Genomic DNA, 25,505 nt, shown 5'->3' on the forward strand with positions numbered 1-25,505 from the left:
TGACCGATTTAAAATTGAGCATCTTTGAAAAAAACATCACTGGATACAGTATGCTTCCCTCAATTTTTGTGCGTTTCAAAACTGGTTTAGTCTGCACAGCATTGCTGACAACTATGATTATTGCAGGGTGTACCATGCCTACACCACAAGGGCAACCACCTTCTGAGCCACAAGACAAGATCAGCGCAGAGATTAACCGCTATCAAGCCATTATTGATAATGCAGGCAACCAGCCTTCTCTGGAAGTCATCCGTGCTTATATTGCACTGGAACCCAATATAGAAAATGAAGCCGCACATCAGCAAAATATTGATGATACTTGGCAGGCCCTGACTCATCTCACTGCCCAGCAGCTCAGCGAACTGGTCATTAATGCCAATGAATACACTCTTCAGGGTTGGCTCGACCTGCTCAACGCTTATCAGGCTAATAAGCAGGATGCGGACAAACTTCGTTCAGCCATTCGGGACTGGCAAATTCGTTATCCGGAAAACCCTGCTGTTCAGAGCTTGCCTTCCCCTCTGAAACAAATGTTACATGTCATTCAAGACCGACAGGCCAGTATCGGGCTTTTCCTGCCTTTGAGTGGTCAGGCTAAAGCATTTGGTGATGCGATTCGTCAGGGGTTTCTGGATGCACAAAAAGGGCTGCCAAAAACTGAACTACCTGTAAGTGCATCAGCTGTAACACCTAGTAGTGCCGTTGATAATACTTCCGTTGATACCGATTCTGTTGACACGAATTCTGTTGATAGCAGCATTACCAATGCGGTGGAAGCTGATCAGGCGATCACAACTGATACAGCGGAAACAGATATGGCAGGGCAATTCACCATTAATTCAGTTCCTGTCAATCATCAAGTGGTGAAAATCTATGATACCGACAGCCAGCCTTTAGCTAATCTGCTGGCACAGGCGGAGCAGGACGGAGTAACACTCGTCGTTGGCCCTCTGCTGAAACCTCAGGTAGAACAGTTAGTACAGATAAATACGCCGTTAAATATTCTGGCATTGAATAAACCGGATACAACACAACTTCATCCTAATTTCTGTTACTTCTCCCTGTCACCTGAGGACGAGGCTAAAAGCGCAGCGCAGCATATCTGGCAGCAACAGAAACATAATCCACTGGTATTAGTACCACGCTCTGTATTAGGCAGCAGAGTGGCAAATGCCTTCGCAACTGAATGGCAGAAATTAGGGGGTTCCGAAGTATTACAACAATCCTTCGGCACAGTGGCGGAAATGAGGCAATCCATGAACCGTGGTGTCGGCATCCGTATGTCCGGAACCGCAATTCCGGTCAGCAGTCCCGTTTCTGACGATAATGAAAAGCAATTTGCCGATACAACAAAAGCCGATAAGCGCTTAGCCGTTGTCACCAGCACATCTCGTGGCCCGGTTGATGCGGTCTATATTGTGGCAACCACCGATGAGCTAACACTTATCAAGCCAATGATTGATATGGCAATCAGCTCCCGCAAAAAACCGGCTCTTTATGCCAGCTCACGCAGTAATAAAGCCGATGCAGGCCCGGATTTTCGTCTGGAAATGGATGGTATGCAGTTCAGCGATGTTCCATTATTGACGGGAGCGAATGTTCCATTGATGAAGCAGGCTGCCAGTAAATTCGGGAATGATTACTCTCTGATGCGCCTCTACGCAATGGGAATTGACGCTTGGTCACTGGCTAATCATTTTGCACAACTACAACAAGCCAGCGGTTTCAATATGAATGGCGAATCTGGTGAACTCTCTGCCACAAATGATTGTACAATATATCGCCAACTGCCGTGGATGCAATTCAGCAATGGGCGCATTATGCTGGAGAGCCGCATGACAGAAAATAACGCAATCGGAAATACTGACAACACGCTGAACAGTACTACAGAGAGCTCAGCTACTGACAATCATGCTGGGTAGAGCCTGAATGCAGTAAGTCAGCCCGATAAATAACATCTTCTTTTGAGTGGTAATTTCAGGATGAAAAAGCCCCGAATTAATCGTTACGCGCAGGGATGCCATTACGAACAGCAGGTTAAACAGTTTCTGCAAAAACAGGGTCTTGTGTTTATTGCAGAGAATGTGAAAATTAGTGGTGGAGAAATCGATCTGATCATGCGTGACAAGCAGATCTGGGTTTTCGTTGAAGTTCGTTTCCGCCAGAATGCACAATATGGTGATGCCATTGCTACAATTACCCAGAGCAAACGCAGAAAGTTATTGCATGCGGCTTCGGTCTGGCTTTACCAGCATAACGAATCTCTTGATACTGCGGCCTGCCGTTTTGATGTTTGCGCAATTACCGGTCAGAAATTTGAATGGCTGAAAGATGCCTTCAATTTAAATGAAAACCTATTTGATAGGTTCTGAATTTCAATAAATATATTATCAATAATATAGGTCATAACGTGCTGGATAGAATTAAAGTCTGCTTTACAGAAAGTATTCAAACGCAAATCGCAGCAGCAGAGGCATTACCGGACGCCATTTCACGCGCCGCAATGATGATGGTTCAATCACTGCTGAATGGCAACAAGATCCTGTGCTGTGGCAATGGCGGGTCCGCCGCAACAGCACAGCGTTTTGCCGCCAGTATGATAAATAGATTTGAAACAGAGCGGCCAAGTCTGCCAGCATTGTCGCTGAATGCTGATAATGTTGTTATCACTGCCATCGCCGGCAGCAGGCAGCCGGAAGAAATCTACGCTAAGCAGGTCCGGGCGCTGGGGCAGGCCGGAGATGTTCTGCTGGCTATTTCTACGCATGGTAACAGCCGGGCTATCATTAAAGCCGTAGAAGCAGCCGTTACCCGCGATATGACCATTGTTGCACTGACAGGTTTCGATGGCGGTGAGTTAGCAGGGTTACTGGGACCACAGGATGTGGAAATCCGTATTCCTTCCCATCACAGTGTCAGGATTCAGGAAGTCCATATGCTGACAATCAACTGTCTGTGTGACTTAATCGACAATACTTTATTTCCTCATCAGGATGACTAAGGAGCCAAATAATGCGGTTACTCTCTCTATTACTGGTATTTTGCAGCACAATGTTACTACAGGGATGTATTGGTGCAGCCCTTGTAGGCTCTGCAGCAATTGCGACCAAAGCAGGCACAGATCCACGATCGGTCGGGCAACAAGTGGACGATACGACTCTGGAAGCTCGTGTCAGTAATGCCATAAGCAAAGATCCACAAATTAAGTCTCAGACCCGTATCGTAACGACGGTTTATCAGGGAAAGGTTTTGTTAACCGGGCAAAGCCCTGATATGCAGCTGGCAGAGCGGGCAAAACAGATAGCGTCAAAAACTGAAGGTGTCAGTGTGGTCTATAACGAAATCAGACAAGGGAAGCCCGTTTCTCTCGGTACTGCATCAGTGGATGCCTGGCTGACAACGAAAGTACGTTCAAAAATTCTGGCCAGTGATGCTGTGAAGTCATCAAATATCAAAGTGGTGACTGAAAATGGAGAAGTCTTTTTATTCGGGATTGTGACCAAACAGGAAGGCGCTGATGCGGCGAAAATTGCCAGTGAAACTGATGGCATTAAACGTGTAACCACCGCATTTACTTATCTCGACTAACCGCCGGGTTATTTTTACAAGCAGGTCAGCATAAAAACAGGGCTGCTCTGCTTGTACTTCGATATGCACCGTCTTTCCAGCAATACCACAACACGATATCTTCAGTTTATTTGAGTCAGAAAATGCTTCCCTCCCAATAACTGCATTTGACGTAATATCCATTGCTGGCGTTGCAGCACATAGGCAGAAGGTGCATCAACCCGGTAGCGTATCGGATTAGGTAATACTGCCGCCAGAAGAGCCGCTTCAGAAGCAGTCAGACGACTGGCTGGTTTACCGAAATAGTGCCGGGAAGCGACTTCCACACCAAAAATTCCTCTGCCAAATTCAGCAATATTCAGATAGATAGTTAGAATACGTTTTTTTGACCACACCAGTTCCAGAACCATTGCCATTCCCGCCTCCAGACCTTTCCTTACCCAACTGCGCCCTTCCCACAGGAATAAATTCTTGGCGGTTTGCTGAGTAATGGTGGAACCACCACGTATCCGTTTCTGATCTTTTTTATTATGTTCCACTGCCATTTTTATCGCAGAAAAATCAAATCCCCAGTGTTCCGGAAATCGTTGATCCTCGGCAGCAATCACGGCTAATGCTATATAAGGTGAAATTTGATCTTGGTCCACCCAAATAGAGCGAGAAACATAAGATAAATTAATTGAGATTAACGCATCTACCTGTCTTTCCAGCATCACCATAGAAAACGGCACTGGCAGAAATGAAAATGTGATTACAGCAACAAACCATAAAAGAGTGATCGCAAGCACAATTTTCTTCAACCAGCGCCATAATATTGAAAAAGGATTTCTCATCCTATTACTCAATCATTTCCAATATTTTTCTGACTAATTTATCGATCCCTATTTCAGCCTCAGACAAGGATTGAGCCAGCATATATGCTGGGGTTGTTACAATTTTGTTTTCAAAATCAATAACAATGTCGTCAACCGGACATTCAACATGAATCCCGCCCATTTTCTCTATCTGTGATACCGTTTCAGGATCATTACCTATAGTGACTTTTATCGATTCGCCTAATATTTTAGGCACCATCACAGGAGCAATACACATAAACCCCATTGGCTTACCTTTTTTGTGCATATCCTGAACAATACTAAAAAATTCTTTATTTATTTCACACTCAAATCCTTTAAATGCGAAATTACTTAAATTTTTAGCTGCGCCAAAACCTCCGGGAACGATAAGTGCATCCAATGTATCGGCATTAATTTCAGATAATGGCTGAATATTACCTCTTGTTATGCGGGATGATTCTTCCATTATGTGACGTATTTCTTGTTTTTCCTCTCCATTAAGATGATTAATTACATGATGTTGTGACTCATCTGGAGAAAAAAAAGACACTTCAGCGCCTAAACGGCTCAAAGAGAGCATAGTTAGGACTGATTCATGGATTTCACTCCCGTCATAGACCCCACATCCACTTAATATCACTGCAACAGATTTCATATTTATCTCCATTTGTAGTAGATTAATGCTTAACCCCTTAGAGGGTTAAACACCAATCTTCATCACAGATTTTAATGAATCTTGTAACAAAAAATCTTATCTTTGCTATGTTGGTACTTGTGTTCTGTGTGAAAGAATTCTCAAATTACTCGCGCCTAAAAAAAATCTTAGATTAGCGGGTAAACAAGTTTCCCTGGTGTTGGCGCAGTATTCGCGCACCCCAACTTCGGTTGGGGTTATTTTTTTGTAGCGCCCGTTAACCAGTTTCTTAATGTTTCCGTATCATTTTTCCATTCCAGATTTAACTCATCTACCCACTCTTGTACGTTATCCCACCACGCGGGTAAATCCGGTGACTGGATCTGCTGTGCTAACTGTTGCAGATGACGTAATCCGACAGAGCCAGCAGCGCCTTTAATTTTATGAGCCTCTTCTACAATCCCTTTTTGGTCTCTCGCCGTCATATTTGAGTCCAATAGGGCAAGGTAGCCTGGCATCATGTCCTCAAAAATGGTCAGGTTATCGATGACCATTTGCGGCCCGACCAAATCGATATACTGGTTAAGCATCTCAGTATCGAGTAACTCTTCCTCTTTCTTCGGCTCAATGAATTCCGGTAATACAGTTCCAGCCTCCGTTGACTTACCCCAGAATTTTTCCATTACCGCAGTCAGTTCCTTAACAGAAAGCGGCTTACTGAGTACTTCATCCATGCCTGCATCAAGATATTCTTTTTTATCTTTCAATACATTGGCAGTCAGAGCGATCAGAGGAGGAAGCGTGTGATTCGGGTAACGTTGATGTAATTCGCGGGCAACATCCAGACCCGTCATATCCGGTAACTGAATATCAAGCAGCACCAGATCATATTCATCAGGATCAAACATATCCAGAGCATCGCCGCCAGTCATGGCCACATCCACACTATTACCCAGTTTCTCCAGAACAGAACGGGCAACAATCACATTCAGTTCAATATCCTCAACCAATAGAATATTCAGGGCTGGTAATGGCAATGCGTCTTCTTCTTCCGTCCCTTCCGGGTTTTCATCAATCGCAGGAGCGATGATAGATAAAGTAAAACAAGAGCCTTTTCCGACTATACTATTAACTGTGATATCGCCACCCATAGCCTGTGCAAGCCGTTTCGATACTGCCAGGCCGATCCCTGTTCCTGTTGCCGGACGACCACCAGCACTGTCTCTGACCTGATAATACATGGCGAAGATTTTTTCTAATTCATCAGCCGGGATGCCAATACCAGAATCAGTCACTTCAAACAGCAGGCGATCCCCTTTTTCACGCCAGATACGAACTTTGATCTCCCCTTTCTGGGAAAACTTCACCGCATTACCAATTAAATTCCATAGGATCTGGCGCAGGCGGGTTCCATCAGCCAATATTCTGGCCGGTAGTGGCAGCTCAGGTTCCAATACAAAACGGATACCTTTTGGCTGCGCCAGTAATCCGGATATGTTCTCCAAATCCGCTATAAAACTGGTAAAATCAATGGGCTGGCTGTCGAGCTGGACTTTTCGGCGTTCAATCTTATCCAACTCAATGATGTCATTGAAAATATTACCCAACGTGATTGCGCTGACATGTATTGTTTTCAGGTAGTTGCCCTGTTCTGGTGTCAGGTTAGTATCCATCAGAATACGGCTTAAACCGACAATGCCATTTAAAGGCGTACGAAGCTCATGGCTAATCGTAGAGATAAAAGTAGTTTTGTCCCTGCTGGCATTCTCCAGTGCATCCTGATAGCGTTTACGCTCGGTTATATCGCGACCGAATCCCATCAGACCATGCCTCTTGCCGATACGATCATAAAAAGGCACTTTTCTCAGCTCAAAACAGGACTTTCGCCCATCAGGATAAACCAGCCACTGCTCATAGGTCAGTGAGACATTGTGCCGAAAAACTTTTTCATCCGTCTCCATTACCTTGTTGGCAATTTCTTTATCGTAGACTTCTGTCGGTGTCAGGCCAATCAGCTGCTTTTCACTTTTACCGGTCAGCAACTCCATTGCGCGGTTACAACCGGAAAATTCATTGTCTTCGTTGCGGTAATAAACCAGATCAGGCGAAGCATCAAGAAACGAACGTAACAGAACGGATTGTTGTTCAAGTTCAATCTGTGTTTTTTCACGATGCTCCATTTCTAATTTCAATTTATCCAGCAGAACCAGATGCGCCTGTTCCGCTTTTTCTCTTTCACTGATTTCCTGATTCAGTTGGGTAATATTGTCTTTTAGCTGTTGATTCAGTTTGGCATCACGCTGGCGCATTTCCTCCAGCTTTGCCACCAGACTGGATAAACGCTGGCGTGACTCTTCTAGCTGTTCCACAACAATAGAGAGAAAATAGACAGCCCATGGTGTAATTAATAAACCAAAGAAAATAGAACGGATTAAATCAATACGCTGCACTTCCCCATGCAAGACGAAAGTGACGGCCATTTGCATCGTCATTGCCAGAATTACCAGAACAGACGCCAGTAGTAATGAAAAACGCACAAGCCCGAGTTTCATCATTAAATCAACGTAATATTGGGCAAGCCCCCTGATAAACTTCATAACAGCTCCAAGTAAAATCACCAGATTGCATCATAGCTTAAAAAAAGCCTGACTTCGTTAGGGGATATTATTTCCAATTCCCAAAAAGAATAAAAAAGCATAAAAACAGAATAATAAATCAATTCTGAATTTAATTACCCACAAAAGATTAAAAAACAAACAATAATTTATACTTAACAAACATAAAATACATAACTACATTCTTAAAAAAGCAATAAAAAAAGATTAATAAACCAATAAAACACAATTTTAAAGCACATTTAAAACGCACTTTAGGTGTAGAATGGTGATATAAATCACATCATATCCAAGTCATGACACAGGTCACAAAACGGATTATTAACGAATATATTACATATATTCAATTAATTAACCTCATCATCATGGCTAAAAACACCTTTAGACACAATTTGACCTACTTTATTTTTCTCGCTAAGTTGGGAATTCACTGAAAATCACCTGCTAGTTTTTTAGCTAGCTCATATTTATGCAGTACCCTTATACAGAAACACAACATCATTTTGCTGTCTGTTATTAGCGGTAAATGGTACTGCCGATAAGACAAGCAATATTTGACTGAGGGCGCAATTCAGACGCCTGTAGAAATAATGATTTATATCATCACGTAATTGATGTGAGAGTCGGACAGAACTTGAGGGATTTACCATGTTGTATGACAAATTACAGGAAAAAGATAACTGTGGCTTTGGGCTAATCGCACATATTGAAGGAGAACCAAGCCATAAAGTAGTGCGTACAGCGATACATGCATTAGCCAGAATGCAACATCGGGGAGCTATTCTGGCAGACGGGAAAACCGGCGACGGCTGTGGTTTATTAATGCAAAAACCTGACCGTTTTTTCCAGATGCTCGCTCATGAACAATCGTGGCGACTGGCAAAAAACTACGCCGTCGGTATGCTGTTTTTGAGTCAGGATAGCCAAATCGCTCAGGCATGCCGCAATATTATTGAGCAGGAGTTAGAACATGAAACCCTGTCTATCGCTGGATGGCGGGAAGTCCCCACCAATCAGGATATTTTGGGTAATATCGCCCTGTCGAGCCTTCCCCGTATTGAACAGGTTTTTGTCAACGCCCCAGCCGGATGGCGATCGCAGGATTTAGAGCGCAGGCTGTTCATTGTCCGGCGGCGCGTGGAAAAACGTATTACTGATGAAGATTTTTATGTTTGCAGCCTTTCCAATGTAGTCACTATTTATAAAGGGCTATGTATGGCGGCTGATTTACCACGCTTCTATCCGGATTTAGCCGATTTGCGGATGGAATCTGCGATCTGCCTGTTCCACCAGCGGTTTTCAACTAACACCGTTCCCCGCTGGCCGCTGGCTCAGCCGTTCCGCTATCTGGCTCACAATGGAGAAATCAATACCATCACCGGCAACCGCGAGTGGGCAAGAGCAAGAGCTTACAAGTTTCGTACTCCTTTGATCCCCGATTTACAAACGGCGGCTCCTTTTGTCAATGAAACCGGCTCCGATTCCAGCTCACTGGATAACATGCTGGAGCTGTTTCTCAACGGAGGGATGGATTTAATCCGCGCAATGCGTTTACTTGTCCCGCCAGCATGGCAGAACAATCCCGATATGGATGATGATCTGCGCGCCTTTTTTGATTTTAACTCCATGCATATGGAGCCATGGGATGGCCCTGCCGGTATTGTTATTTCTGACGGGCGTTATGCAGCTTGTAACCTTGACCGCAACGGTTTACGTCCGGCCCGTTATGTGATTACTAAGGATAAACTGATTACCTGTGCTTCAGAAGTGGGAATATGGGATTATCAGCCCGATGAAGTCGTAGAGAAAGGGCGGGTCGGGCCAGGCGAATTAATGGTGATCGACACCCGAAAAGGCCGGATTCTGCACTCTGCGGAAACAGATAACGATTTAAAAAATCGCCATCCTTATAAAGAGTGGCTGGAAAAAAATGTCAGGCACCTGACACCATTCGAAAAATTACCGGAAGCGCAGGTTGGCAAGCGAGATCTGGATGATCGTATGCTGGCAACCTATCACAAACAGTTTGCTTACAGTAATGAAGAGCTGGATCAGATTATCCGCGTACTCGGTGAGAATGGTCAGGAGGCAACCGGATCAATGGGCGATGACACCCCGTTTGCCGTCCTTTCCAGCCGACCACGCATTATCTATGACTATTTCCGCCAGCAATTTGCTCAGGTCACCAACCCTCCTATTGATCCGCTGCGTGAATCCCATGTCATGTCGCTCTCCACCCGCATCGGCAGGGAAATGAACGTCTTTTGTGAAGCAGAAGGTCAGGCTCACCGCCTGAGTTTCGAATCGCCGGTACTGCTTTACCCTGATTTTGTGCAACTGACAAAGCAGCAGGAATCTTATTACCGGGCAGAAACGCTGGATTTAACCTTTAATCCACAGGAGAGCACTCTCAAAAATGCCGTCTCAGCCCTGTGCGAACAGGCCGAAAAACTTGTCCGTGATGGTGCCGTCTTACTGGTGTTGTCTGACCGTCATATTTCTCCTGAAAAATTACCGATCCCTGCACCCATGGCTGTTGGGGCCATCCAGCATTGTCTGGTAGAAAAAAGCCTGCGTTGCGATGCCAACCTGATAGTCGAAACGGCCAGTGCCCGCGATCCTCACCATTTTGCCGTACTGCTTGGATTTGGGGCTACCGCTGTTTACCCTTATCTGGCGTACGAATCCTTAGGCAAAATGATCGATGACGGCACGCTCACAACCCCATACGCCCGCGTGATGCTGAATTATCGTAATGGCATCAATAAGGGGCTATATAAGATCATGTCCAAAATGGGGATTTCCACAATATCCTCCTATCGTTGCTCTAAATTGTTTGAAGCCGTCGGTTTGCATTCCGAAGTCACAGAACTTTGCTTCAATGGTGTCGTCAGCCGTATTGAAGGGGCTGATTTCAGTGATTTTGAGCAGGATCTGCATAATCTCTCCAAACGGGCCTGGTTGCACCGTCATACTATCGAGCAGGGAGGGCTGCTGAAATATGTCCACGACGGAGAGTATCATGCGTATAACCCTGATGTTGTCAGCACGTTGCAAGCAGCCGTTCACAGCGGTAATTACAGCGATTACCAAAAATACTCACAACTCGTCAATGGTCGTCCGGTAACGACACTGCGCGATTTACTGGCTATCTCACCAAAAGGTGAACCCGTTCCCATTGAAGACGTCGAATCCGCAGAGGAACTGTTTAAGCGTTTTGATACCGCCGCCATGTCAATTGGCGCTCTGAGTCCCGAGGCTCATGAGGCGCTGGCTGAAGCAATGAATACATTGGGTGGTTTCTCCAATTCAGGGGAAGGCGGAGAAGATCCTGCCCGTTATGGCACGAAAAAAGTCTCCCGCATTAAGCAAGTTGCCTCCGGACGCTTTGGTGTTACACCGGCTTACCTAAGTAGTGCCGATGTGATTCAGATTAAAATTGCTCAGGGAGCAAAACCCGGAGAAGGCGGGCAATTACCGGGGGATAAAGTCACGCCTTATATAGCCAGACTACGTTACTCAATCCCCGGTGTAACACTTATTTCACCACCACCGCATCATGATATTTATTCTATCGAAGATTTAGCTCAGTTAATTTTCGACCTGAAACAAATCAACCCCAGAGCACTGATTTCCGTTAAGCTGGTTTCTGAGCCGGGAGTAGGAACGATTGCCACCGGGGTAGCAAAAGCCTATGCAGATCTTATCACTATCGCCGGTTATGACGGCGGAACAGGTGCAAGTCCTCTCTCCTCAGTTAAATATGCCGGCTGTCCCTGGGAACTTGGTCTGGTAGAAACCCAGCAGGCTCTGGTTGCAAATGGCCTACGCCATAAAATCCGCCTTCAGGTTGATGGCGGTTTAAAAACCGGAGTCGATATTATTAAGGCTGCTATTTTAGGTGCGGAAAGTTTTGGCTTTGGCACAGGGCCGATGGTCGCCCTCGGCTGTAAATATCTGAGGATCTGCCACCTCAATAATTGTGCTACCGGTGTGGCAACGCAGGATGAGAAACTGCGCCAGTCCCATTATCACGGCCTGCCGGAAAGAGTGATTAATTACTTCCATTTTATTGCGCAGGAAACGCGTGAAATTCTGGCGCAACTGGGAGTCCGTAAACTAACAGATATAATTGGCCGCACAGACTTACTTGAAATACTGGAAGGTATCTCTGCTAAACAAAGTAAACTTAATCTTGCGCCTCTGCTGGAAACCGTGCAGCCCCACGAAGGCAAGGAACAACACTGTACAGAAGATAATCCGTCTTTTGATCCGGGAATTCTGAATAAAGCGATTGTCAAACAGGCTCTGCCTTACGTAGAAAAATCGCAGAGTAAATCATTCTATTTCGATATCCAGAATACGGACCGTTCCGTCGGTGCAGCATTATCCGGCATCATAGCAACCATGCACGGTGATCAGGGATTGGCTGGTAATCCCATAAAACTGCATTTTTCAGGAACAGCCGGGCAAAGTTTTGGCGTCTGGAATGCTGGCGGGGTTGAACTTACACTCACCGGCGATGCCAATGACTACGTCGGCAAGGGTATGGCTGGTGGAAGAATTGTTATCCTGCCTCCGGTTGGTTCAGCATTCAAAAGTAATGAAGCGACTATTATTGGCAATACCTGCCTTTATGGGGCAACCGGTGGAAAACTCTTTGCAGCAGGTCGTGCCGGTGAGCGCTTTGCCGTAAGAAATTCAGGCTCCATCACTGTGGTTGAAGGTATCGGCGATAATGGCTGTGAATATATGACCGGCGGGATAGTCTGCGTGCTGGGTGGCACTGGCGTCAACTTCGGCGCAGGCATGACCGGAGGATTCGCTTATGTTCTCGATGAATCCGATGATTTCCGCAAACGGGTTAATCCAGAATTAGTCGAAGTTCTCTCAATCGATACCCTTGCCATTCATAAAGAACATCTGCGCGGATTAATCACTGAACACGTTCGTCTGACCAGCTCCCCACATGGTGAAAGCATTCTGGAAAACTGGTCACAGTGGGTCAATAAATTCGCACTGGTTAAGCCTAAATCCAGTGATGTCAACGCGCTGCTGGGGCATCGTAGCCGTTCCAGCGCAGAATTACGGGTTCAGGCACAGTAGGAGTCAGGAATGAGTCAGAATGTTTATCAGTTTATCGATCTACAGCGTGTCGATCCTCCAAAAAAAGCGCTGAAAGTCCGCAAAATAGAATTTGTGGAGATTTACGAACCTTTCTCTGAAATTCAGGCAGAAGCTCAGGCAGATCGATGCCTTGACTGTGGTAATCCTTACTGTGAGTGGAAATGCCCGGTACATAACTATATTCCGAACTGGCTGAAATTAGCCAATGAAGGACGCATTATTGAAGCCGCAGAGCTATCTCATCAGACCAACAGCCTGCCGGAAGTCTGTGGGCGGGTTTGTCCGCAGGATCGTCTGTGTGAAGGTGCCTGTACGCTGAATGACGATTTTGGCGCTGTGACCATCGGCAATATTGAGCGCTATATCAATGATACCGCCATTGCCATGGGCTGGACGCCTGATATGTCACAGGTGATCCCGACCGATAAACGGGTGGCTGTCATTGGAGCAGGCCCGGCCGGATTGGCCTGTGCTGATGTTCTGGCCCGCAATGGGGTACAGGCTGTCGTTTATGATCGTCATCCTGAAATTGGCGGTTTACTGACGTTTGGGATCCCAGCATTCAAACTGGAAAAAGAAGTGATGAGCCGCCGCCGTGAAATTTTCGCCGGAATGGGTATCGAGTTCTGCTTAAACACGGAGATAGGTAAAGATGTTGCTCTTGCTGAACTCACAAAGCAATTTGATGCCGTTTTTTTGGGAGTCGGGACTTATCAGTCTATTCATGCCGGTCTGGAAAATGAAAATGCCAACGGAGTATATGATGCCCTGCCCTTTCTCATTGCCAACACTCGCCAGTTAATGGGCTATGAAGAATCACCAGAGCAGCCTTATATTGATATGAAAGGTAAGCGGGTTCTGGTTTTAGGTGGTGGTGATACTGCGATGGATTGCGTACGTACTGCGGTTCGTCAGGGAGCAAGTCATGTGATTTGCGCCTACCGACGGGATGAAGAGAATATGCCGGGTTCCCGCCGCGAAGTGAAGAACGCCCGGGAAGAAGGCGTCGATTTCCAGTTCAATCTTCAACCTATCAGCGTTGAAATCAATCATAACGGGCATGTTAATGGGGTCAAAATGGCTCAGACGCAATTAGGCGAAATGGATGAAAAAGGACGTCGTCAGGCGGAACTTATCCCCGATTCGGAGTTTGTCATTAATGCTGACGCAGTCATTATGGCATTTGGCTTCAAGCCACATTCCATGACATGGCTGGATGACCATCAGATCAATCTTGACCGACAAGGACGTATTATCGCTCCCGAATCCAGTATTTTACCCTTTCAGACCAGTAACCCTAAAATCTTCGCTGGCGGGGATGCTGTTCGAGGCTCAGACCTAGTCGTTACTGCCATTGCCGAAGGCAGAAAAGCTGCCTCCGGTATTCTCGACTACCTTGAAGTCTAATTCCATTTTCTCCTGAACTCTTCTCCGGTCTTTTGGCCGGAGAAACTCCTGCCAAATAATCGATACTCGCATCATTATCTTTTTACTACCATAATGATTATGTTTTTTTACATTATGCGATTATTCCTATATCCCAAAAACAAATATTTAAATTTAATATCCTGAAAATTACCAAATAAATATTTTTCCTAAAAAAACCTCAGGAATACAGTGTACCCATGAAATAAAATTCCGTTTATTACAAAAACAACAGATTTAACATCTGCTATCTCAAGCCGATTACATAATAATTAATTGAACAGGATTTCTGGGGGCAGAAGGTAAAGCGCTCAATTGAAATCCGGAAGATATAATAACAGAGAGAAATAAATGCGTTTATTAACTAAAACATCCCTGTTTTCTTTCGTACTCTTGATTAGTTTTTCTTCTATCGCCGGTTTATCCACGCCAAAGGAGATTATTCAGCAAATTACAGAAAGGGGAGTGAATTCCACTGTTGCTGAAATAGGTGAAAGAAATAAAAGAAATGAAATTGCTAAACTTATTGCTACCGGAGATCCTGAATGGCTAGAAGTTGCTTTTCGGTTGACTCCCAATACCCATCGGGAATTCTCCAATCAGATCTTTGACTCCTTATCACTTGCTCTGCTCAATAACCCGGTTGAAGTCTTAGCTCAGGCCAACAAATACAGGCCTAGCTTAACAAATAACATCTGTGATCTTTCATTGACAGTTATAGCAGAGAAAAACAAGCATAAACTTATCAAAGGCATAGTTGCGAGTTTAAAGAGCGCTGAAAAATCCGCAAAAAGAAAAGATAAAGAAAATATAGAAAGGTGTATTTTGAAGTTGAACCAAGTATATCCTAGATATTTTTAAAATACTCCCAATTGGTTAACCTACTTTTTTCTCCCCATCTTTATAAAAGTGATTGAAGCTGAGTTTAGTTTCAATCCTAATTATTCTCCTGTTTTAGAAAGAAAAATATCTTCAAATAATCTCCTACGTCTTTAAAAGCTAATTTCCAACTCAACATATAAAGATTTTTCTTAAAGAAAGATTTCAGAAAATAGGGTATGAGTGAAATAAGATAATATTTCATACGTAAATTACAGATTTGACCCTAATACTTTTAAGTAAAATACATATAACAACATTAAATAATAACCAATTAAAAATTCATTACATGATATACCCTGTGGATTTCAACGTGCAGCAAACAAAGCCGTAAATTGAAAACTATGGATATAATAATTGGGAGAGATAAATGCGTTTACTAACTAAAATATCCCTGCTCTCTTTCATATTCTTGATTAGTTCACCTTCTGTCGCCGGTTTATCTACACCAAAAGAAATTATTCAACAGGTGAAGGAGAGGGGTGTAAATTCTGTTGTTGCTGAGATTGGTGAGAGAAGAAAAAGAGAAGAAATCGCTGACTTTATTACTACCGGAGAGACTGAGTGGTTAGAAGTCGCTTTTCAATTAGTTCCTAACATCCACCACGATTTTTCCAACCAGATCTTTAATTCATTATCCTTTGCTCTAATTAATAATCCGATTGAAGTTTTAGCAATGGCAGATAAATATCAGCCATCGTCAACCAATAACATCTGCAATATTCCATCAACGCTAATAGGAACACAAAGCAAAGAAAAATTTTTTCTGGATGTCGTTGTAAGCTTAAAGAAAGCCAAAACATCAGCAAGTAGAAAAGATGAAGAAAATATAGAATTGTGTCAGTTCGCGTTAAATAAATCTTATGCTGCATTTTTATAAAAAATAGAGGAGAAATTATCTCCTCTATTTTTTCGTATTACCTTTATAACGCTTTATTTTACAACACGTAACGTCGGACGACCTTTTGGAGGCTGAGGTGGCTCATCATCCGGCGGGTTATCATCATGAGATGTTTTCATATCACGAATCAATACCAGATTATCGGCTACCGGAGACTCTGAAACTTCCAACTCTGAGTCTGTTTCATAGGCGATTTCTGGCTCAAACATCATCCCGGCACCGTTTTCACGGGCATAAACCGCAATTACAGCAGACATAGGAACAGATACCTGACGCGCGACACCACCAAAACGGGCATTAAAACGAACTTCGTCATCAGCCAATTCCAGATTACCAACCGCCCGTGGAGCAATATTCAGGATTATCTGTCCATTCTGCGCATATTCCATCGGGACGTTGACACCATATTGAGTCACATCCACAACGATATGCGGAGTCAAATCATTATCCAGCAGCCACTCATAGTGTGCCCGCAGTAAATAAGGGCGGCGGGGAGACATTTGAGTCATATCCATACATTAACCCCGTGACTGTAAACGTATTTCACGCTCTGCTTCTGTCAATGAAGCCAGAAATGCGTCACGTTCAAATACACGCTGCATATAAACCTGAAGATCTTTGGCTCCCGGGCCAGACAGCTCAACGCCCAGCACAGGCAAACGCCATAACAACGGAGAAAGATAGCAGTCAACCAGACTGAATTCATCACTCATGAAGAAAGGCATTTCTCTGAAAATCGGTGCGATTGCCAGCAACTCTTCAGCAAGGCGTTTCCGCGCAGCATTAGCTTCCTGAGCACTTCCTTCCTGAATTTTATACATCAGGGAATACCAGTCTTTTTCAATTCGGTGCATCATCAGACGACTGGAGCCACGTGCAACAGGGTATACAGGCATGAGCGGTGGATGCGGGAAACGCTCATCCAGATATTCCATTATGATGCGAGAATCATAAAGAGTCAGCTCACGATCTACGAGGGTAGGAACCGTTTGATAAGGGTTCAGATCAATCAGATCCTGAGGCAAATTGCCTGCTTCAACGTGTTCTATCTCAACGCTGACCCCTTTTTCCGCCAGTACAATTCGCACTTGATGGCTAAAAATGTCGGTCGGGCCGGAAAACAGAGTCATTACCGAACGTTTGTTGGCAGCGACAGCCATGAAAACCTCCAAGTTTATCTAAAAAAAGGAACGAACAGCCCTTCAATGAACAATGGCTATTCTCGCTCATATTCTCATCCGGTTTCGCACTTATTATCCGAGGATTATTAAGACAAGTCAGGCAAACTCATGGATAAGGCAAAAAATTGTCACTAGTCTACCAGATTTTGAACATTTTGTGGGGAAGTAGATTGAGAATTAATGATGATATATCGGAGTTCAGGGAATTATCTCTGCAATATGCTTTTTTTTCTGCAAAAAAAGCGTATTCACTAAGGAAATAAAACCCGGCAATAAAAAACCCGCCATAAACATGGCGGGTTTCAACATTAATCCAATGCCACCGTAGTGACAAAAAATTAACGCTTGGAGAACTGTGGACGACGACGTGCTTTGCGCAGACCCACTTTTTTACGTTCAACTTCACGAGCATCGCGAGTAACGAAGCCAGCTTTGCGAAGATCAGAACGCAGAGTCTCGTCATAAGCCATCAGTGCACGGGTGATACCGTGACGGATTGCGCCTGCCTGACCAGAGATACCACCACCTTTAACAGTGATGTACAGATCCAGTTTGCCCAGCATGTCAACCAGCTCAAGTGGCTGACGAACAACCATGCGCGCAGTTTCACGACCGAAGTAAACTTCGAGGCTGCGTTGGTTGATTACGATGTTACCGCTACCTGGCTTAATGAAGACACGAGCGGATGAGCTTTTGCGGCGACCAGTGCCGTAGTATTGATTTTCAGCCATTGCCTATAATCCCGATTAAATGTCCAGAACTTGTGGTTGCTGTGCCGCGTGGTTGTGCTCGCTGCCCGCGTAAACTTTCATTTTACGGTACATTGCACGACCCAGAGGCCCTTTTGGCAGCATGCCTTTAACCGCGATTTCAATGACACGCTCAGGACGGCGGGCAATCATCTCTTCAAAGGTCGCTTGCTTGATACCACCGATGTGGCCAGTGTGGTGATAATAGATTTTGTCAGCACGTTTGTTGCCAGTTACAGCAACTTTCTCTGCGTTAACAATAATGATGTAATCACCAGTATCAACGTGCGGAGTATATTCCGCCTTGTGCTTGCCGCGCAGGCGACGAGCTATTTCAGTTGCAAGACGGCCCAGAGTTTTGCCATCTGCGTCAACAACATACCAGTCGCGTTTTACGGTTTCTGGTTTAGCTGTAAAAGTTTTCATTAAAGCTTACCCAATTATAAGTTACACGTTGGTGAACACTCGAGGTTCAGAAACTTTGTTGAGGTTCACACGACTCATGTCCAGCAAACCTACCCCTTCGAATAGCCTATGCCGGCACTAATGCAAGTTTTTTGGGAAATAAAAAATCTTGCTGTAACGTGGGGTCGCAAGATTATAGAGAAGTCGTTATAAAAAATCGACCCCAAATTCAATAATTATCCAAACTGTTGACTCTGAACTCTCTGTCTGACAACCAACAAAGGGTTAATCTGAAAGACGAAAGAGCATAGATATCAGGGTAAATGCGGTCGCTGTAAATATTCTTCACTCTGCATCTCCTGTAAACGGGACAAGCAACGCTGATACTCAAAACGGAGCAATTCTCCCTGATAAATCCTTTCCATCGGGGCTTCGGCATTGATGATGAGTTTCACATGGCGCTCATAGAATTCATCAACCAGTGCAATAAATCGACGTGCAGCGCTTTCATCCAGTTTGGTCATGATCGGCACATCATGCAGTAAAACGGTATGGTAGATCTTAGATAACGCAATATAATCCCGCTGGCTACGGGGATCTTCACACAGCGTTTTAAAGTTGATTGCCAGCACACCATCAACACTGTTTATCGCTGGCATATCACGATGATTAATTTCCAGTACCGGAGCTGGTTCCCCTTCCCGCCCCGCCAGACGCAGGAACACTTGATGCATCTCCTGTCGGCTCTCTTCCGATAACGGCGTCAGGTAAATATGGGCCTGAGTCAGCGTTCTCAGCCGGTAATCGATGCCCGCATCCACATTCATGACATCACAATATTTTTTGATCTGTTCAATAGCCGGCAGGAAACGGGCTCGCTGCAAGCCATTACGGTAGAGTTGATCCGGTGGAATATTTGATGTCGCCACTAACGCGATTCCGCGCCTGAACAGCGCTTCCAGTAACGTGCCGAGGATCATGGCATCCGTAATATCAGAAACAAAAAATTCATCAAAGCAGAGGATATCAGTCTGTGCCTTGAAACCATCAGCCACAATTTCCAGTGGATTTTCATGCCCCTGCAATTCAGTTAATTCTTCGTGTACCCGCAGCATAAAACGGTGGAAATGCAGGCGTAGCTTCCTTTCAGTCGGTAAACTCTGGAAAAACATATCCATAAGCCATGTTTTCCCCCGCCCTACACCACCCCACATATACAGTCCCTGCACGGGACGGATATTGTCCTTTAATGAACGCCCTAATAGTTTATTCCACAGACTTTTTAATCCGCCGGAGCCATCTGAATGCGCCGCATTTTTGGCTAAGTTCTGTACAAGCTCATGGTAAATCATATCCAGACGGGCGACAGTATTACGCTGCACTTCATCAGGTTGATACTGCCCTTCAGACAGTGCGGTCTGGTAAAGAGACGTAGGTGTAATCGGTGACATTAATATAGTAATCCTTAAAAATTTTTATCCCCACCATATATACTTAATAGATTTCAATTGAGTATATACATTGGGTCTAATTCACAGCCTATCATGACAAATTCGTATAAAATTAACACCTCAGGTGATATATAAATTAATTAAATAATAATCAATATTCCACTCTGACTGAATTAGCGGTTATAGTGGTAGCTATGATGTTAAGAAAGGAGTTGCCATGACTTGGGAATACGCACTGATAGGATTAATTGTTGGTTTTATCATCGGAGCATTGGCTGTCCGCTTTGGCAGCCGAAAACTGCGCCAGCAAAATGCGGCACAGGCTGAGCTGGAGAAAAACCGGGCAGAGCTTGAAGAATATCGCAAAGAGCTGGTCAGCCATTTTGCCCGCAGCGCTGAGTTGCTGGATAATATGGCCCGGGATTATCGCCAGCTGTATCAACATATGGCTAAAAGTTCCAGTGAATTAATGCCAGATATGCCAATGCAGGAAAATCCCTTTAATTATCGTCTTAACGAATCTAAGAACGATACCAATCAAATTGTCACTGATGTACCTCCACGGGACTATTCTGAAGGTTCATCCGGGCTATTGCGTCCCGTTCAGGAACAAAAACAGTAATTTTTCTCGCCGTGGCCATAATTTATGCCCACGGCAATATTATTTATCCCACTGTATTTAAATGTTTTTTCAGGTAAATCCCTGTAAAGACATTCGACAAAACGACATTATTAGTGAACTTTGCTGAATACTTGGTAGTCATAACTGCAACGAAACAATTATGCTTGAAACCTGTTCTGATGAGTGTAGTTTCTCAGAAAAACGGAATTCCCTTGTCGGTTCGGGGCTTTAAGTACGATTTTCCTTTTCTGGCTTAGGTAAGTAAGAGAACGCATTCAATGAAAAGTAAAAACACATTGCTCAGCGCATTAGCGATCAGTATTGGTTTATCTTTAGCTTCGGTACCAATGGTAAGTAATGCGGCTTTACCCGCTGCTATGGCCTCTCAGGAATTACCGAGCCTTGCTCCAATGTTAGAAAAAGTCCTTCCTTCCGTTGTTACCGTTCATGTTGCCGGCACTGAAGTTCAAACCCAACAACTCCAGCTGCCAGAAGATTTTCAGTTCTTCTTTGGGCCGGGTTTTCCACCAGTGGAACAACAAAGAAGCCGCCCATTTCAGGGGTTAGGTTCTGGTGTCATTATTAATGCCGATAAAGGATACGTACTGACTAACAATCACGTCATCAATAACGCGGATAAAATTAAAGTCCAGCTCAATGACGGGCGTGAATACTCCGCTAAACTCATCGGTCGTGATCCGCAGACTGATATCGCACTTTTGCAGCTTAAAGATGCCAAGAACCTGACAGCAATTAAATTTGCCAATTCTGATCAGCTTCGCGTCGGTGATTATGCTGTTGCTATCGGTAACCCATTCGGGCTGGGGCAAACAGTAACTTCAGGGATCATTTCGGCCCTTGGCCGTAGCGGCCTGAATCTGGAAGGTCTGGAAAACTTCATCCAGACAGATGCCTCAATTAACCGGGGTAACTCCGGTGGTGCCCTGATCAACCTGAGAGGGGAGTTGATCGGTATTAATACCGCTATTGTTGCACCTAGTGGCGGCAACGTGGGTATTGGTTTTGCGATCCCAAGTAACATGGCCAGAAATCTGGCAGACCAGTTAATAGCTCACGGCGAAGTAAAACGCGGCCTGCTTGGTATCAAGGGTACTGAAATGTCAGCGGATATCGCTAAGGCACTGAATGTTGATGCCCAACAGGGCGCATTTGTCAGTGAAGTAGTTCCTAAATCTGCTGCGGCTAAGGCTGGTATTAAACCCGGAGATGTACTGACCTCCATTGATGGTAAGAAAATTAATAGCTTTGCTGAACTAAGAGCGAAAATTGGTACGACTGCACCGGGCAAAGAAATCAAAGTAGGTCTGCTGCGTAAAGGCAAGCCTATGGAGGTGTCTGTTGTTCTGGAAAATAGCGAATCTCCATCAACCAAAGCAGAGAAATTAAGCATTGCGCTACAGGGTGCGAATCTCAGTACTGGCATTGTGAACAATACTCCCGGCGTGAAAGTTGACGGCGTCGCCAAAAATTCTCCAGCCGCAATGGTCGGTTTGCAGAAGAATGATTTGATCATCGGGGCGAATAATGTTCGGGTTAAGAATATCAATGAGTTACAAAAGGTACTTGAAGGAAAACCATCCGTTATTGCACTGAATATCCTGCGTGGTGGTGACAATATTTACCTGTTATTGAACAATTAATCGGTATGCCATTATTTTTCTGATTGCAGTACATTAAGCAGACACAGCGCAGGCTGTGTCTGCTTGCTTCTGTGCTATGCTTTTTTAACTTATTGATTACTGAACAATGCTATGTTGATTAAATTACTGCGCTCCATATTGGCGGGATTACTTATTGCAGCAATTTTACTGGTTGCCATACCCTCACTACGTCCCAATAAGTTAAATAATCTCCTGTACAGCGATAACACAGAAAAACCATCCAGTTACAGTCAGGGTGTTCGTCGGGCAGCACCTGCGGTTGTGAATATATATAGCACCAGTATAGGGAGTTTCTCCCATGAACCCCGGGAACTACTTCCATTGGGTTCCGGCGTCATAATGAGTGAACAGGGCTATGTACTCACCAATAAGCATGTTATCAACAAAGTAGGCTCTATTATTGTTGCGTTGCAGGACGGGCGTTTCTACGAAGCTTTACTGGTCGGCTCTGATGGCCCGACCGATTTGGCAGTACTCAAAATAAAGGCCGAAAATCTGCCGGTTATCCCTATTAATCTCAAAAGGGCACCTCATGTCGGGGATATCGTGCTGGCAATCGGCAATCCTTACAACTTAGGGCAAACAATTACTCAAGGTATTATCAGTGCGACCGGACGTGTCGGGCTGAGTCCGACACGGCGCCAGAATTTCCTACAAACAGATGCTTCAATCAATCAGGGCAGCTCCGGCGGAGCACTGGTTAATACATTAGGTGAACTGGTCGGCATTAATACACTGTCGTTTGATAAATCTGAATTTGGCTCTACACCTGAAGGACTGGGATTTGCCATTCCCACCGCGCTGGCCACAAAAATTATGCAGAAACTGATCCGTGATGGTCGGGTTATCAGAGGATATATCGGCATTTCAACAAAAGAGCTACCAAATATCCGCTCGTCAGATACCCAAATCCATCAGATTCAGGGAGTGCGGGTTTTTCAGCTTTTACCGGGAAGCCCAGCCAAGAAAGCAGGAATACAAGTGGGCGATATTATCATCAGCCTGAATCACAAACCGGCGCTCTCGCCTGCCGAAATAATGGATCAGGTTGCAGAAATTCGGCCCGGAAAAGTCGTTCCTGTTACTGTCTTACGTAATGGTCAAACGCTTACCTTCAACGTTATGATTGAAGAATTTGATGAATATTGAAATCAATAATGAAATGGAAATCAAAGAAAGAATGGATTTTTAAAGTAGTGCTATAGCGCACGAAAATAAATCCCCGGAAACATAGATAACACTATATTTATAGCTATGTGACCGGGGTGAATGAGTGCCGCTAAATTATAAGACGAAAGGTATATTTACTTAATACGTTCGATATTGGCTCCCAGACCACGCAGCTTATCTTCGATATGCTCATAGCCCCGGTCAATATGATAAATGCGATCGACGGTTGTTGTTCCTTCGGCAATGCAGCCAGCAATTACCAGACTCGCGGAAGCACGCAGATCTGTTGCCATTACCTGAGCACCGGATAATTTCTCAACGCCGTGGCAGAGTACAGAGTTACTTTCAATCTCTGCGTGTGCCCCCATGCGAATCAATTCAGGAATATGCATAAAACGGTTTTCAAAAATAGTTTCAGTGATCATGCCCGCACCTTCAGCAACAATATTCAGTAAGCTGAACTGTGCCTGCATATCTGTAGGAAAACCGGGATGCGGCGCTGTACGGAAAGTTACCGCTTTTGGCCGCTTGCCATGCATATCAAGGCTAATCCAGTCATCGCCTACCTGAATCTCTGCACCCGCTTCACGTAATTTAGCCAGCACGGCATCCAGTGTATCAGGCTTGGCCTGACGGCAAACAATCTTCCCGCGTGAAACAGCCGCTGCAATAAGGAAAGTACCGGTTTCAATACGGTCAGGCAAGACACGATAAACACCACCGCCCAAACGTTCTACGCCTTCAATCACAATGCGATCTGTTCCTGCACCCGTAATTTTTGCACCCAACGTATTCAGGAAGTTGGCTGTATCTTCGATTTCAGGCTCGCGGGCTGCATTCTCAATAATGGTCTTGCCTTCCGCCAGTGTTGCAGCCGCCATGATAGTGACCGTTGCACCGACACTGACTTTATCCATGACGATGCTGGCACCTTTTAAACGACCATCTACGGATGCCTTAACATAGCCCTCATCCAGCACTATTTTTGCACCAAGTTGTTCCAACCCGGTAATATGGAGATCAACAGGACGGGCACCAATGGCGCAACCACCAGGTAAAGAAACCTGCCCCTGACCAAAACGGGCAACTAATGGCCCCAGTGCCCAGATAGAAGCGCGCATGGTTTTGACCAGTTCATAAGGAGCACAGTATTCATTAACAGCGCTGGCATCAACAAAGACAGAACCATTCTTGCGTTCCACTTTCGTTCCCAGACGATTCAATAGCTTGATTGTGGTATCAATGTCTTTTAATTCAGGAACATTTTGTAATTCAACTGGCTCTTCCGCCAGCAACGCTGCGAACAGGATTGGTAATGCGGCATTTTTTGCCCCGGAAATAGTGACCTCGCCTGACAAGCAGGTCGGCCCTTTCACTTGAAATTTATCCATCTGTCATAATTCTCTTATTTAATTCAAAGTGTGCTGTTCGCGGCGAAGCAAACAACCTCAGAAACCCTGGAGCTTGCGGTCACGTTGCCATTGCGCAGGTGTGTAGGTCTTAATTGACAGGGCGTGGATACGATTATCAGCAATGTATTCCATCAGAGGTGCATAAACTGTTTGTTGTTGTTTTACCCGGCTCAGCTCACCAAAAATTTCACCTACAGCAATTACCTGAAAATGGCTGCCGTCGCCGCTAACAATAACTTCATCAAGTACCAATTTTTCCATCAGTACCTGTTTAATCTCATTAGTATCCATATCTTGCTCACATTCGTCGTTAAAAAATAATAGTAGATGCCTATCGTAATGGAATCCAGACGACTCTTAAACCAAGAAAAACGCCCTTATAAGACAATGACTCATAAGGGCGATAATTATATCCACCTTTCAGGTAACAGAGTTATCAACAACACCCTGAAATCTGTTAGGTCGAGAATGAAGGCATTATATTTATTCTGGTGAATTTCCTTTCTCAGGCGAATTATCAGCAAAGAGACTTTGTAGACTATAGAGCGCAATCAGTGTGTTCAATCGCTCCCCTATGCCAGAAAATGTCAGTACCTTACCACTCTGCTGCCAGTCGCCTTTTATGCGGACAAATAGGGCCATTCCCGTCGAATCCACATGCTCAAGCCCTGAAACATCAATGTTTTCAATGTGAGCCAATAAGCTATCCTTTTGCTGCCAAAAAGGCAGCAGGCTATCGCGATCCAGAGTACCTTTCAGAAACAGGGTGCTTCCTGTCTGTTGCCAGCTAAGCGGTGTTTTGTCAGAGGCTTTATCCATCCCCCGGTTTTTCATTTCACCGTTTTCCAT

22 protein-coding genes are annotated in these 25,505 nt (G+C 44.7%); 11 read left to right on the top strand and 11 right to left on the bottom strand.

Features of this window, described 5'->3' with window-relative positions; translation table 11 throughout:
- Positions 1 to 50 precede the first annotated feature (50 nt).
- From Xsto_RS10275 to dolP, 4 genes are read left to right on the top strand one after another with little or no spacing between them, the layout of a single operon-like run.
- A complete protein-coding gene (locus Xsto_RS10275) occupies positions 51 to 1,922 on the top strand; it encodes a penicillin-binding protein activator (RefSeq protein WP_099125019.1) in 1,872 nt (623 codons plus the stop codon).
- 60 nt (positions 1,923 to 1,982) lie between these two features.
- Positions 1,983 to 2,372, top strand: a complete 390-nt coding sequence (locus Xsto_RS10280) for a YraN family protein (protein WP_099125020.1) — start codon at positions 1,983 to 1,985, stop codon at positions 2,370 to 2,372.
- A 38-nt stretch (positions 2,373 to 2,410) separates the two neighbouring features.
- Positions 2,411 to 3,001, top strand: a complete 591-nt coding sequence (gene diaA / locus Xsto_RS10285) for a DnaA initiator-associating protein DiaA (protein ID WP_099122317.1) — start codon at positions 2,411 to 2,413, stop codon at positions 2,999 to 3,001.
- Between the two features lie 11 nt (positions 3,002 to 3,012).
- Positions 3,013 to 3,588 (top strand): division/outer membrane stress-associated lipid-binding lipoprotein, encoded by a 576-nt coding sequence (gene dolP / locus Xsto_RS10290; RefSeq protein ID WP_099109667.1) that lies wholly within the window; start codon positions 3,013 to 3,015, stop codon positions 3,586 to 3,588.
- A 101-nt stretch (positions 3,589 to 3,689) separates the two neighbouring features.
- Here dolP and mtgA read toward each other — a convergent pair whose 3' ends face one another.
- The 3 genes from mtgA to arcB form a co-directional block, all read right to left on the bottom strand.
- The gene (mtgA, locus tag Xsto_RS10295; protein ID WP_099125021.1) at positions 3,690 to 4,400 is read right to left on the bottom strand and encodes a monofunctional biosynthetic peptidoglycan transglycosylase; all 711 of its coding nucleotides are present in this window, start codon (positions 4,398 to 4,400) and stop codon (positions 3,690 to 3,692) included.
- 4 nt (positions 4,401 to 4,404) lie between these two features.
- Entirely contained in the window at positions 4,405 to 5,058 is a 654-nt protein-coding gene (gene elbB, locus Xsto_RS10300; RefSeq protein ID WP_099109665.1) for an isoprenoid biosynthesis glyoxalase ElbB, read from the bottom strand.
- A gap of 236 nt (positions 5,059 to 5,294) precedes the next feature.
- The gene (gene arcB, locus Xsto_RS10305) at positions 5,295 to 7,634 is read right to left on the bottom strand and encodes an aerobic respiration two-component sensor histidine kinase ArcB (protein WP_099125022.1); all 2,340 of its coding nucleotides are present in this window, start codon (positions 7,632 to 7,634) and stop codon (positions 5,295 to 5,297) included.
- Positions 7,635 to 8,300: 666 nt separating this feature from the next.
- Here arcB and gltB point away from each other — a divergent pair.
- From gltB to Xsto_RS10325, 4 genes are all read left to right on the top strand, one after another.
- The gene (gene gltB / locus Xsto_RS10310; RefSeq protein ID WP_099125023.1) at positions 8,301 to 12,758 is read left to right on the top strand and encodes a glutamate synthase large subunit; all 4,458 of its coding nucleotides are present in this window, start codon (positions 8,301 to 8,303) and stop codon (positions 12,756 to 12,758) included.
- 9 nt (positions 12,759 to 12,767) lie between these two features.
- Positions 12,768 to 14,186 (top strand): FAD-dependent oxidoreductase, encoded by a 1,419-nt coding sequence (locus Xsto_RS10315; RefSeq protein WP_099125024.1) that lies wholly within the window; start codon positions 12,768 to 12,770, stop codon positions 14,184 to 14,186.
- 369 nt (positions 14,187 to 14,555) lie between these two features.
- Entirely contained in the window at positions 14,556 to 15,065 is a 510-nt protein-coding gene (locus Xsto_RS10320; protein ID WP_241537923.1) for a hypothetical protein, read from the top strand.
- A gap of 388 nt (positions 15,066 to 15,453) precedes the next feature.
- Positions 15,454 to 15,963, top strand: coding sequence for a hypothetical protein (locus Xsto_RS10325; protein WP_244590375.1), 510 nt, complete (start codon positions 15,454 to 15,456; stop codon positions 15,961 to 15,963).
- A gap of 53 nt (positions 15,964 to 16,016) precedes the next feature.
- On the opposite strand, the gene sspB is transcribed toward Xsto_RS10325, so the two are convergent.
- From sspB to zapE, 5 genes are all read right to left on the bottom strand, one after another.
- A complete protein-coding gene (gene sspB, locus Xsto_RS10330; RefSeq protein ID WP_099109661.1) occupies positions 16,017 to 16,499 on the bottom strand; it encodes a ClpXP protease specificity-enhancing factor in 483 nt (160 codons plus the stop codon).
- Between the two features lie 3 nt (positions 16,500 to 16,502).
- Positions 16,503 to 17,144: a stringent starvation protein SspA gene (sspA, locus tag Xsto_RS10335; protein WP_086954480.1), complete on the bottom strand. Its 642-nt coding sequence runs from the start codon at positions 17,142 to 17,144 to the stop codon at positions 16,503 to 16,505.
- Positions 17,145 to 17,503: 359 nt separating this feature from the next.
- Positions 17,504 to 17,896 (bottom strand): 30S ribosomal protein S9, encoded by a 393-nt coding sequence (gene rpsI, locus Xsto_RS10340; RefSeq protein ID WP_012990148.1) that lies wholly within the window; start codon positions 17,894 to 17,896, stop codon positions 17,504 to 17,506.
- 15 nt (positions 17,897 to 17,911) lie between these two features.
- Positions 17,912 to 18,340 (bottom strand): 50S ribosomal protein L13, encoded by a 429-nt coding sequence (gene rplM, locus Xsto_RS10345; protein WP_086954482.1) that lies wholly within the window; start codon positions 18,338 to 18,340, stop codon positions 17,912 to 17,914.
- Positions 18,341 to 18,633: 293 nt separating this feature from the next.
- The gene (gene zapE / locus Xsto_RS10350; RefSeq protein ID WP_099125025.1) at positions 18,634 to 19,770 is read right to left on the bottom strand and encodes a cell division protein ZapE; all 1,137 of its coding nucleotides are present in this window, start codon (positions 19,768 to 19,770) and stop codon (positions 18,634 to 18,636) included.
- Positions 19,771 to 19,987: 217 nt separating this feature from the next.
- On the opposite strand from zapE, the gene zapG reads away from it, so the two are divergent.
- The 3 genes from zapG to degS all read left to right on the top strand — a co-directional run bounded on the left by zapG (position 19,988) and on the right by degS (position 23,223).
- Positions 19,988 to 20,392, top strand: a complete 405-nt coding sequence (zapG, locus tag Xsto_RS10355; RefSeq protein ID WP_099125026.1) for a Z-ring associated protein ZapG — start codon at positions 19,988 to 19,990, stop codon at positions 20,390 to 20,392.
- Between the two features lie 278 nt (positions 20,393 to 20,670).
- Complete coding sequence (gene degQ / locus Xsto_RS10360) at positions 20,671 to 22,053, top strand: serine endoprotease DegQ (RefSeq protein ID WP_099109657.1); 1,383 nt, start codon at positions 20,671 to 20,673, stop codon at positions 22,051 to 22,053.
- Between the two features lie 111 nt (positions 22,054 to 22,164).
- A complete protein-coding gene (gene degS / locus Xsto_RS10365; protein ID WP_099125027.1) occupies positions 22,165 to 23,223 on the top strand; it encodes an outer membrane-stress sensor serine endopeptidase DegS in 1,059 nt (352 codons plus the stop codon).
- Between the two features lie 155 nt (positions 23,224 to 23,378).
- Here the strand turns inward: degS and murA are convergent, their stop codons facing one another.
- The 3 genes from murA to mlaB all read right to left on the bottom strand — a co-directional run bounded on the left by murA (position 23,379) and on the right by mlaB (position 25,505).
- Positions 23,379 to 24,635: a UDP-N-acetylglucosamine 1-carboxyvinyltransferase gene (murA, locus tag Xsto_RS10370; RefSeq protein ID WP_099109653.1), complete on the bottom strand. Its 1,257-nt coding sequence runs from the start codon at positions 24,633 to 24,635 to the stop codon at positions 23,379 to 23,381.
- Between the two features lie 57 nt (positions 24,636 to 24,692).
- Complete coding sequence (gene ibaG, locus Xsto_RS10375; RefSeq protein ID WP_099109652.1) at positions 24,693 to 24,947, bottom strand: BolA family iron metabolism protein IbaG; 255 nt, start codon at positions 24,945 to 24,947, stop codon at positions 24,693 to 24,695.
- A 192-nt stretch (positions 24,948 to 25,139) separates the two neighbouring features.
- Positions 25,140 to 25,505, bottom strand: a complete 366-nt coding sequence (gene mlaB / locus Xsto_RS10380; protein WP_241537921.1) for a lipid asymmetry maintenance protein MlaB — start codon at positions 25,503 to 25,505, stop codon at positions 25,140 to 25,142.

It is taken from the genome of Xenorhabdus stockiae (assembly GCF_002632825.1).
In the GTDB taxonomy this organism is placed as follows: Bacteria; Pseudomonadota; Gammaproteobacteria; order Enterobacterales; family Enterobacteriaceae; genus Xenorhabdus; species Xenorhabdus stockiae.